The following is a 10,975-nucleotide window of genomic DNA, read 5'->3' on the forward strand; positions in this document are numbered from 1 at the left end:
CTCTTTTCTATAACATGCCAATTTCTATACTATTCTTTAAATTCACGAAGGAGCATAGCACTATTAATTCCCCCTCTCCCCCTTGCAATTTGTAATACTGTATTGATATTTCTATGCAAAGCTTTATTAGGTGTATAATTCAAATCACAATTTGAATCCTGATCCTCATAATTTATTGTGGGAGGTACTGTGTTATTTTTGATTGCCAAACAATTAATAATTGCATCTAATGCCCCAGCAGCCCCAAAAGTGTTTCCAAACATTGATTTAGGACAGCTTAAAAATACTGTACCAATTTCTTTTCCCCAAATTTCCTTTAATACATTTGTTTCAATGACATCATCTTCCCATAGAGCAGCACCATCTAAATTAATATAATCAATTTCATCATACGATATATTTGCTTTTCTAATGCAAGATTCTATTACCTCTTTATATTTTTTTCCATTTTTATTTTTTTCTTTATGATGAACCCCATCACAATTATTACTAAAGGAAAGAATTTCACCGTATATTGGCGCATTGCGCTTTAATGCGTGTTCTAATTCCTCAATTACTAAGGTACCTGCCCCCTCCCCAAGAATCATTCCATTTCTTTTTAAATCATATGGACAATAACAAGCATCTCGTTTTTTTGATAAAACATCACTACTTGAAAACAGTGACATTCCGTATGGAAATACTCCAGCCTCTGTGCCGCAAACCAAACAAGTATCTAAACGATTCAACATAATCGATTGATATGCATACCCCAGTGCAACATCAGAACTTATTCTATCTGCTACAAAAGTTTTACTATAACCTTTTAATTTGTAAAAAATTGAGATTTGTCCTTGTGGTGCAGTATAGAACCATGAAATAGACTGATAGGGACTTACACACTGCCAACCTTCTCTATATAAATTATACAATTCTTTCTCACCAAACCCAACTCCTCCAAGACAATTGCCTGCAAAAACCCCCATTCTGGTTCTATCAACCATTTCAAGATTTATCATAGAATCGTCTAAAGCCATCTTTGTTGCAGCCATAGCATAATGTGTAAATTCATCTAATTGCCTAGTAAGCATAAATGGAAATCCGTATTTCTTAATGTCAAAATTTTTTACTTCCCCAGCAATTTTTACATCAAAATCGCTTGTATCAAATTTCGTAATTGGGCCTATACTTGATTTACCTTGTTTTAACGATTCCCAAAATGTTTCCACATCATTTCCTGATGGTGAAATCACTCCCAATCCTGTTATGACAACTCTTCGTCTATTCATCTGTATACTCCTTTTTATTCAATAACAACTATTATCAATTAGTCTATATATTTCTTTAAAATCATGGCTGCATGAAGTCCACCGAATCCACTGGCATTTGTTAAAACAACATTTAAATTTTTTTCTCTTCCACAATTGGGTATATAATCCAAATCACATAGTGCATCTTTCTTGTTATAATTAATTGTAGGTGGCATAAAATTATTTTCCAATGCCAGACAACAAACAATTGCTTCTACTGCACTAGCCGCACCAAGAGGGTGACCTGTCATTGATTTTGTACTACTCATCGGTATTTTATAGGCCAGCTCACCAAATACTTTTTTATAGGCGCCTGTTTCATTTATATCATTTTGTTTGGTTCCACTACCATGAGCATTGATATAATCAATCTCAAATGGTGTGACATTAGCTTCCTCTATTGCAATTTTTATTGCTCTTGATAAATCCTCACCATCTGGCTTTAAACCTGTCATATGCATGGCATTATTTACTGAACCATATCCCGCAATTTCTCCGTAGATATGTGCACCTCTATTTAAAGCATGTCCAAGTTCTTCTAAAACTAATATCCCTGCTGCTTCCGCTAAAACAAATCCATTTCTTGTATCATCAAAAGGTCTGGAGGCCTTTTCTGGCGGATTATTATTTGTAGAAAGTGTTCCTATTGCTTCAAAGGCAGCAATAGTTATAGGCGTTATTGGAGCCTCAGCCGCTCCGCATATCATTACGTCCAATTCCCCACACCGTATTTGATCATACGCAAATCCTATAGAATCAATTCCTGTTGTACATCCTGTTGCCATTGTACAACAGGTTCCATTAAAACCATAACGATATGATACTTCATTTGAAGTTGTATTAGGCATAGAGCGTGCATATGCATAAGGTGATATATCTTCCGGATTTACCACCTCTTTTCCATTATTGGTTAAAACTGAAAATTCTTCATCCATGAATTTTGTGCCTGCTACTGCATTTGCAATATTAACGCCTACTCTATTTTTGTCTATTTTAGATAAATCTATTTTTGAATCTTTAACAGCTTGATCTGTACATAAAACTCCAAATTGAGTAATCCTATCCATTCTTCTAATTTCACGTAATGTTAATCCTAATTGCTCTGGCTTAAAATTTTTCACATAACCGTAAGCCTTAGATTCAAAACCGAATTTTTCCAGTTCTGGCATATCGCATATACCACTTTTTCCTTCCTTATTATTTTTCCAGAATTCTTCTTTTCCTATGCCTATAGGCGTAATTAGTCCTATCCCCGTTACGACAACTCTTCTCATCTGAATCTCCTTATAATATATCTTTATTTACAGAATAATAAAATGGCATAAAAGATTTTCAAAAAATTCCAAGCACAATTCACAAATCTTTCCTTGCCATTTTATTGATATTTTATTATAATTCTGTCTTGCTGCTAACTATGCCACTCTCAATTTTTTCCTTAAAAATTTGAAGTTCTTTCTTACTACCTTTATTAATCATTTCTTCAACAGCCTCTTCAGTAAATCCTGAATTTTTATCCATACTAAAGTCCTGTATCCAAGTCATTTTTGTTCCTTCTTTTTCTACTGATAAAACAACATCAAGTATCCAATGTCTAAATGGGTACATAGGCTCTAGTCTTACCCCTCGTGCACACATATTAGTAACATCTATAATTCTCTGAGATGTCCAAATTTCAACCGGTTCCTCTTCTTTATTCCCCGTAACTTGAAAAACAATCTTTCTCCTTCCATCTAGCAATTCCTCTTTTTCAAGTATTTTTACATCTTGATAGTTATGTAATTCCGGCCAATTTCTAACATCATTAATAATCTCGAACAGTTCGTTCATCTCTTTTTTTATTATGATAGAATTAACTGTATATCCCATAAAAAACCTCCTTATGCATTGTTATCTTTACTATTTGCAGCAAGTGTTGACAGAATAGATTTAACTGTCGTCCATTTTATTGCTTGACTATGAGTAACTTTAACGCCAGTTTCCTTTGATAAGACACTTGCTAACTCTACTAATGAAATGGACTCAAATCCCAATTGATTAACTAAATCTGTATCTGAGTTAATTGTGTCTTCAATACCAAACCTCTCTTTTAAAATTTCGTAAATTTTTTGTTCCATTTTTATACCTCCATTTTTATATATTTTAACTGAATAATCAGTTAAATCTCACTATTCAATAATAGCTACCGCTCTAACCCATGCAGCTCCCATTTCTTTTAATTTAATAGGGAAGCAGCAAAACTTAAACCCATAATTCATTGGGATCTTATCTAAGTTTGTAAGCCTTTCAATATGGCAATATTCTTTTTCTCGCCCATAAAAATGAGCCGGCCATAAGCATTTTTTGTCATTCGTTCTATAATACTGCTTTACCATAGCCATGAATGGTCTATCTAATGAATAGCAATCTATACCTATTATTTTCACACCACTTTCAACTAAAAATTTTGTTGCTTCTCTTGACATGCCAGGAGCTTCATAAAAATAATTTGGCTTACCCCACTTTTTATCCGTATCTGTTCTTATCAGAACAATATCGTTTTCTTGAATGTAATATTCAATTCTTTCTAACTCCTTTTTTACATCTTCAACACTAATCTCTTCACATGGACCTTTATTGCAAAAATTCAATACAACTCCATTTCCATAACACCATTCCAATGGTATTTCATCTATTGTTTTAGGTTTTTTTCCTTCACATCTTGTTCCAAAATGTGAAGGAGCATCTAAATGTGTTCCTGTATGAACAGACAATGAAATCCTTTGTTCGTTGATAAACTCTTGATCAGGAAAGCTTTTTTTAGTTATACGTTCTTTCCCTGACATATAATGAATCACTGCCATTGCCTTATCTTTCAAACTACGTTTTCCCATAAATATTATTTTTCTTCCAAATTTAGAGCCCCCTGAATGTGGTCTTGTTTTTATTTTGATTGACATAGGCTCAGAAAGATTTGGTTCAACATTAAAACTAAGATCTATTATTTTCATACTGCTATTCCCCCTTATACAAAATACTAGAAATATATTCATATTTTTGTTTTTTAATCTCACTTAAATTGTTTGAAATATAAAAACTGAGATCTGTCAAATCTCTATGAATAAACTCTGTATATTGTCTGCGCAAAGATTTTAGTGCTAATGCTTCTTTCTCGAAGTCTTTCAAATTATCGGACAAAATATAATATATTGCCCAATAAAATCGAAGTATAATTTCCATAACTTTAGGTTTATTAATAGAGTTTGCTTTTTCCAAATACCTTAAAGATTTTTCTATATCATTTGATATAAATGCTAATTCTGCTGCATTTATATAATAGTTATAATTATAAGGATTCTCGACAAACAACTGCTCATAATAGGAATATGCTTTTTCTTTTCCTTTTAATTCTTTAAGAAAATATGCGTAACGTTTTGATACCCAACTGTTATTTTTATCTTTGTTTAAGGCTACTTTATAATAATATTCTGACCGACTATACTCTTTTATTCTTTGAAGAAAAAAAGCGTAATGACTTATATACCATGCATTATCGGGCTCTATATCAATAGCAATTTTATAATAAAAATCTGCCATTTCATTTTTTCCCACTTGTCCTAACAAATATGCATAATAGCCAATCTGAATATTATAATTTTTATTTATTTTTAAGATTTTATTATAATACTCAAGCGCATCAGAATATTTTCCGATTTTTCCCAAACAAATGCACATGTTTAAAAATATATCTATATCTACTCTTTTTTTATCCAAAATTTTCCTTGCTATTTCAATGCTTTCAAAATATCTCATATTCTTTTGCAGAGAAATTGCGTATTCTTTTAGATTTCCTATTGAAAGCTGCTCTCCTTTATGAAACAATATATCATATACTTTTAAACAATTTTTATAATCCTGTTCTCTGTAGTATTCATGCGCTAGTGTAAGATCTTCTGAATATTTTTGCATACGTAACACCTTACCTTATTTATTCTATACTATGTAGAATTTTAAATTTTCTTATCTCCATTAAAGCCTTTTTATATCCTCCTGCATCTTTAAAAGAAATAGAAATTTTTTCTACCGCTTCTTTATATTTTCTTTCCGTAATTACTCTTTTCATGGAGTCCGATAATAATTGGGGAGATATATTATCTTTATTTAAACAAATAGTAGCTCCTAGCTCTGAAACTCTACTAGCAATATATCTTTGATCAGCACCTATAGGAATTGTCACAAATGGTACATTATTATATATTAAGTCACTTGTACTATTCATTCCTCCATGAGTTATTGCTCCTTCCACATATTTAAGCATTTCTGATTGTGGTACATAATTTTGTACAATAAAGTTCTCTGGTATATGAAATTTTGATATATCCATTTTAAATGCACTCATTACGACTATCCCATCATAGTCAGAAAATGCTTTAAAAAACGTTTCATACAGTTTGGTGTCAATACTATTAAATACTGTTCCTAAAGAAATATATATTACTTTTCTACCGTTTATTTTTTTAAATGGAAATTCAATTTTTTCTTTTCTATCATAAACCGGTGGACCAATAAAAAGAAAACTATCATCATATTCTTCTTTTATGTTAGAAACAAATAATTCAGATGTATATGCAATATTTAATTCCCCTTTATTAAAAAACAGATCTAACATGGGGGGCATCTGTACCCCATATAAAGTTTCTAATTTCATATAGAGTTTCTGATATGTGTCCGTAGCTTTATGATTTTTTATAAACTCTTCATTTCCTTTTTCCATAAAAACTTTTGGTTTCGCAAATACGGCAAAAGAAGAGATAGCCGGGATGTTTAATATCTGAGATATTACATTTCCATATGGAAACATTGAGCCATAGATAATATAGTCAAATTTCATTCCTTGTATTTGTTTTAAAATATATTCGATAATATCAGCTCTATTCAGGACCTCATCTATTCTATTCAGCAAATCATCAAGAATTGATTTTCCTGGTTTCTTATTTTTAGCAACAAAAAAATCAGATTTCGAGCCATAGCTTATAAATGTTGCACCCATACTTTCTACTTTCTTTCTGAACTCTTCTGTCGTAAAATATAAAACCTCGTCTCCCTGTTTCACTAATCCTTCCACCAAACCTAATGTTGGGTTTATATGCCCATGTGAAGGAATATTCAAAAATAATACTTTAGACATTTTTTTACCTCTTCCCATATATTTCTCTGAATAGTTTTCTTTGAACAATACTATATGTCCACTAAAAAATATCACTATTTTTTTATATATAGGTAAAAATGTCCTAATCTGCAATATATTGTCCTTTTCATGAAAAAACTTATTGTGTCTATAAAACACTTTACATTGTCACCCTTTTATTGAATATTTGATAACTCGAAATCATAGATCCGGAAATTTATAATCAAAATTCTAATACTCAAAAATCGCCTTTTTGTACTTAATCATTAATACATTTATATGAGATGAATATCCATGTCTTATCATATCTGCACTATATAGCAACCTTGATCCATTTCTTCATAAAAATTTAGAACGCAAAAAATGATCCTCAAACATGATTTTTATATCACCAGACTGGTGTTGAAAAATCATTCAGGATACTCATTTATTCTCGTAGCAAAATTAATGAAATTTTTTAAAGAGAAAGTATTTTACTCTATTTTGTATATGGTATATTTATTATTTGTACAAAAAATTAGCAGGATATAACTATGGAAAATTATATCCTGCTAATTTTTATTAATTCTCAATTTTTTAATAATAAGGCATAGTCTATCATTATTCTACATTTTTAATATATGAAAGTCTTTCCTTTTCCAAACTTTTGTGTAAATTTATGGCCATAAACACTGTGATAATTGCAGAAATAAGATCTGCAATTGGCTGTGCATATAAGATACCACTTATTCCTACCAAACTCGGCAATAACAAGATAATTGGTACAAAACAAATCCCTTGTCTACAAGCTCCCAAAATAAATCCTTCTAAACCTTTACCTAAGGCAAGAAATAGAGAAGAATACACCGTATAAAATCCAAAAAGCATAATAGAAAATCCATTTGCTCTGAGTGAAGCCTGCCCTATTCTAACAAGTTCCATATCTCCTGCTGTAAATTTAGAAATAATTGTTGCAGGGAATAAAATTAATATCAATCCAAAAAGCGCACAAAACACTGTTGACCACAAAATAGATGTTTTAATTGATTCATTTAGACGTTTAAAATTTTTCGCTCCATAACTGTATCCTGCAATCGGTTGAAAACCTTTAATAAATCCAAATACCATTAAACTTCCCATAGAAACTATTCTTGTTACAGCTCCCATTCCGGCAATTACTGAATCTACATATTCTTTTGTATGTGTTACACTCAAAGCATTGGCCTGATTATTAATTAAAATTATTGATAAACTTGTCAATAACTGGAATACTAATGTTGGTACTCCTATCTTCAAAATTTCCTTCATATTTTCCTTAGAATAACAACAATCTTTAATCTTAAATGTAAAAATACTTTTTTTCATAAGAATATATGAAAGAAAAACAACTGTTGAAAGAGCCTGTCCAATAGCTGAAGCAATAGCAGCTCCTGTAACGCCCATATTTAATACGTTTATAAAAATAGGATCTAAAATCATATTTAATAATGCGCCTGACAACATTGCAAACATAGATATTTTAGCCGCACCTTCACTTGTTATAATATTATTCATCATCACATTGAAAATATTAAAAATAGATGCAGCAATAAAAATTCTTGCATATTTAATCGCATATGGCATGATACTTTCTGTTGTACCAAGAAACTTCAGAATTGGCTCAAGAAAAGCTAACGTGCCAATTATGAAAATAATTCCAAGTAAAAGACCACTGTATAAGGCTGTACTCGCAACTTTTTTAGCATCATCATTATTCCCACGTCCTAGCAGCCTAGAAATATATGAGCCTGCGCCATTACCAAACAATAGTCCTAACCCAACAATCACCTGACTTAAAGGATACGTTACTGAAATCGCACCCATTTGGCTCGTTCCCAAGCTTCCAACAAAATAGGCATCTACCAAATTGTAAATTGCGCTGATCATCATTCCTATCATAGTTGGAATTCCCATTGCCAATAACGCTTTTGGAATCGGTGCACTCCCTAATAATTCCATTTTTTTGTTATGTCCTTTCATTTTTCCACTCCTTTTCTAATGCTATAAATTATAGTGACATTTATTATAATACTATAATTTATAGTAGTAGTCAAGAAATTTTCTTGTTTCTTGAAGAGTTTTTTAGAGTTCTAGTTTTAAAATATTAGGAAATTTTTTTGTATTTTCATCTAAATACAGCACTGCATATCCAATTCCTGCCAATCCCATCATGAATCCTGGATTACCATTTTCTAAATTTGTCCACAGATTTTTTTTTATAAAATAATTTAATTTACTCAGAGTGCTTGTCCAAGGTACACACGGAATTTTTCCTGTTAATTGTTCTATAATCATAATATTTCCTAAAATCCCATGACATAAGCATAAACTATCCAGTTCTATATTAAAATTATTTTCTATCATGCTAATTTTTGTCTGATAATCTTCAAAAATATGCTGATATGAACCATCTTCAATATATTTTAATATTTCTTGCTGCGCCAATACTATTCCTGCTGCCCCATGACACCAATATATCTTTCTACTTCTTTGATTCTCTTTTTTATTTCTTTTAATATCATACTTTAATAGCTCCAATGCAATGTTTAGATATTTCCTCTTCTTTGTTTTTCCAAATAATCTTGTAAAACAAATACTATATCCGCTACCTCCATGTGCAATCCCCCTATCCAGCCGAGAAATTTTATTACCTTCAATATTATTAAATATGCTATACTTTTCTTTCAAATTTTTCAAAATATAATTCGCCGCAATTTCAGCACGCAAAATATATTTTTTATCCATTGTTAATTCATACATATTTAAATATATTATGACAGCACCGGCATTACCATATAGCAAATCTCCCATCCTATCTATTTCCAAACTAGCAAACAACTTATTTTCATGTATTTTTGCATATTTTATATATTTTTCTTCGTTGCTTATCTTATATAATACCAAATATGTATAAATAATAGATGCCTCACCACAAAATGCACCTGAATACGCCTTTGAAGAAGAATTATTCATTGTATATTCTAGCAGCTTATTCAATAAAATATTCTGTACTTCTAAATATGCTCTTGTTGGTGCTACTTGATTTAATGCTGCAAAAAAAACTATCATGCCAGCAATTCCTTCATATAAAAACATATCTGATATATGTATGGTACCAGTTAAGGAAATAATCCAATTAATATCTGTTTTTAAACTATTCTTTATCCCTATTTTCATAAGATAATCAGCAATCTGTTTGCATATTTTAATAACAGAAAAATTTGTATCATGCATATAATCCATTCGATTTTCCAAATGAACTGTTGATCCTTTTATAGCGTTATTTAATAAATATTGTTGAATATATAAATCCTGACTAGATAATGATTTAATCCGCATTTTAATATACTGCTCTGGTGTAATGGTAAAATATTCTTTGATCATTTGATGATTATCCATATACAATTCTTTTTTATTCGATAAAAAACTAAAGTAAGGAATATCTCCTTTAAGCATAGCATATAGCTCTGATTCAAATAAATCTTTTCCATTTTTTGGATTAATTCGTATATGGAAGAAGAAATTTTTTGAAAGGATTAGCTGTCTTTCTCCTCCATCTGTCATAAACATAGGGTGATATGATAATTGAATAAGTTTAGAATAGTTTTGAGTATGATTATACAACATTCTGGAACTAAAGTTTTGAAATCGTCCCTCAAAAATCTTATTATTTTTCCAGATATATTCATAGCTTTTCCTAAATCCCAGACAAATCTCATCTACAAATCCATTATATCTATATTCTTTATGATTTATCTGTGGACTATTATATCCTTTCTTCGTTTTTGCATCTTTGTATACAAATTTCATATCTGAAGTTTTGGAATTTATCAGGATCAATCTTTTTCTCCCAGTTTTTATTCCGCCTTTTCCGCTTAAAGCACAAAATATATCCATCTCCTTATTTCCCCTTGGTAAAATCCCACTTCCTAATACTGAATTTTCTACAAATAATTTTGCTTTCTCGTTAGCGGTCAACGGAATATAATTTTTTTTGATATGTCCACAGAGCACTTCAATATCTATAAATACAGGATATTCCCCATGAGAAATCAAGTTTTCATAATGGAAATCCTGAATATCTAATATGTAACTCAGTGCAATATGACACCCCATTCTAACATAATAATTTTTTACTTCATCTTTATTTTTACATTTTTGATATTTTATTTCTTCTTCCCAACCGTACTCTCCAAAATCTGCTATTCTATATTTAAAACATGACAATCCTACATATTCATATAATATATTTAAGCATTCATAATAAATTATTGATATCCTCAAATTTCTTGGTTTATAAAATACAGCATTTCCGTTTTTCAAAAAAATTTTCACCGTATGCTTTCCATTTCTGTGATTATCCCCTACTTTCTTAATTTTTGTAATCTCGGTATTATCTATATTTATACATTTTTTTATTTCTATTACATTTTTTTCCCATCTACTGATCAATTGATGCAAATTCTGCTCGAACGGTACGCCTATTCTGAAATCGTCGGTACAT

At 30.5% G+C, this 10,975-nt stretch carries 9 protein-coding genes; all 9 read right to left on the minus strand.

Annotated elements, in window-relative coordinates; all coding sequences use genetic code 11:
• Window positions 1-29: 29 nt before the first annotated feature.
• Entirely contained in the window at window positions 30-1,268 is a 1,239-nt protein-coding gene (locus DW694_RS06355; protein WP_117983719.1) for a beta-ketoacyl-[acyl-carrier-protein] synthase family protein, read from the minus strand.
• Between the two features lie 38 nt (window positions 1,269-1,306).
• Window positions 1,307-2,563, minus strand: a complete 1,257-nt coding sequence (locus DW694_RS06360; protein WP_117983720.1) for a beta-ketoacyl-[acyl-carrier-protein] synthase family protein — start codon at window positions 2,561-2,563, stop codon at window positions 1,307-1,309.
• Between the two features lie 115 nt (window positions 2,564-2,678).
• The gene (locus tag DW694_RS06365) at window positions 2,679-3,155 is read right to left on the minus strand and encodes a polyketide cyclase (RefSeq protein ID WP_117983721.1); all 477 of its coding nucleotides are present in this window, start codon (window positions 3,153-3,155) and stop codon (window positions 2,679-2,681) included.
• Between the two features lie 11 nt (window positions 3,156-3,166).
• Window positions 3,167-3,403, minus strand: a complete 237-nt coding sequence (locus DW694_RS06370) for an acyl carrier protein (RefSeq protein ID WP_016289308.1) — start codon at window positions 3,401-3,403, stop codon at window positions 3,167-3,169.
• 51 nt (window positions 3,404-3,454) lie between these two features.
• Window positions 3,455-4,276, minus strand: a complete 822-nt coding sequence (locus DW694_RS06375) for a cyclase family protein (protein ID WP_117983722.1) — start codon at window positions 4,274-4,276, stop codon at window positions 3,455-3,457.
• 4 nt (window positions 4,277-4,280) lie between these two features.
• A complete protein-coding gene (locus DW694_RS06380; RefSeq protein WP_118752718.1) occupies window positions 4,281-5,234 on the minus strand; it encodes a hypothetical protein in 954 nt (317 codons plus the stop codon).
• Window positions 5,235-5,253: 19 nt separating this feature from the next.
• Entirely contained in the window at window positions 5,254-6,453 is a 1,200-nt protein-coding gene (locus DW694_RS06385; protein WP_118752719.1) for a macrolide family glycosyltransferase, read from the minus strand.
• A gap of 600 nt (window positions 6,454-7,053) precedes the next feature.
• Complete coding sequence (locus tag DW694_RS06390) at window positions 7,054-8,451, minus strand: MATE family efflux transporter (RefSeq protein ID WP_117983841.1); 1,398 nt, start codon at window positions 8,449-8,451, stop codon at window positions 7,054-7,056.
• A gap of 102 nt (window positions 8,452-8,553) precedes the next feature.
• Window positions 8,554-10,975 (minus strand): type 2 lanthipeptide synthetase LanM (gene lanM, locus DW694_RS06395; RefSeq protein WP_207664234.1); only part of this gene is annotated, 2,422 nt, incomplete at its 5' end.

Origin of the sequence: Ruminococcus sp. AM26-12LB, from assembly GCF_003480785.1 — a bacterium.
Lineage (GTDB): Bacteria > Bacillota > Clostridia > Lachnospirales > Lachnospiraceae > Blautia_A > Blautia_A fusiformis.

Bases quoted from the DNA above. Each gene is read 5' to 3' on its own strand.
- DW694_RS06360 (WP_117983720.1), bottom strand. From the start codon at position 2,563: ATGAGAAGAGTTGTCGTAACGGGGATAGGACTAATTACGCCTATAGGC.
- DW694_RS06370 (WP_016289308.1), bottom strand. From the start codon at position 3,403: ATGGAACAAAAAATTTACGAAATTTTAAAAGAGAGGTTTGGTATTGAA.
- DW694_RS06390 (WP_117983841.1), bottom strand. From the start codon at position 8,451: ATGAAAGGACATAACAAAAAAATGGAATTATTAGGGAGTGCACCGATT.
- DW694_RS06365 (WP_117983721.1), bottom strand. From the start codon at position 3,155: ATGGGATATACAGTTAATTCTATCATAATAAAAAAAGAGATGAACGAA.
- DW694_RS06385 (WP_118752719.1), bottom strand. From the start codon at position 6,453: ATGTCTAAAGTATTATTTTTGAATATTCCTTCACATGGGCATATAAAC.
- DW694_RS06380 (WP_118752718.1), bottom strand. From the start codon at position 5,234: ATGCAAAAATATTCAGAAGATCTTACACTAGCGCATGAATACTACAGA.
- DW694_RS06375 (WP_117983722.1), bottom strand. From the start codon at position 4,276: ATGAAAATAATAGATCTTAGTTTTAATGTTGAACCAAATCTTTCTGAG.
- DW694_RS06355 (WP_117983719.1), bottom strand. From the start codon at position 1,268: ATGAATAGACGAAGAGTTGTCATAACAGGATTGGGAGTGATTTCACCA.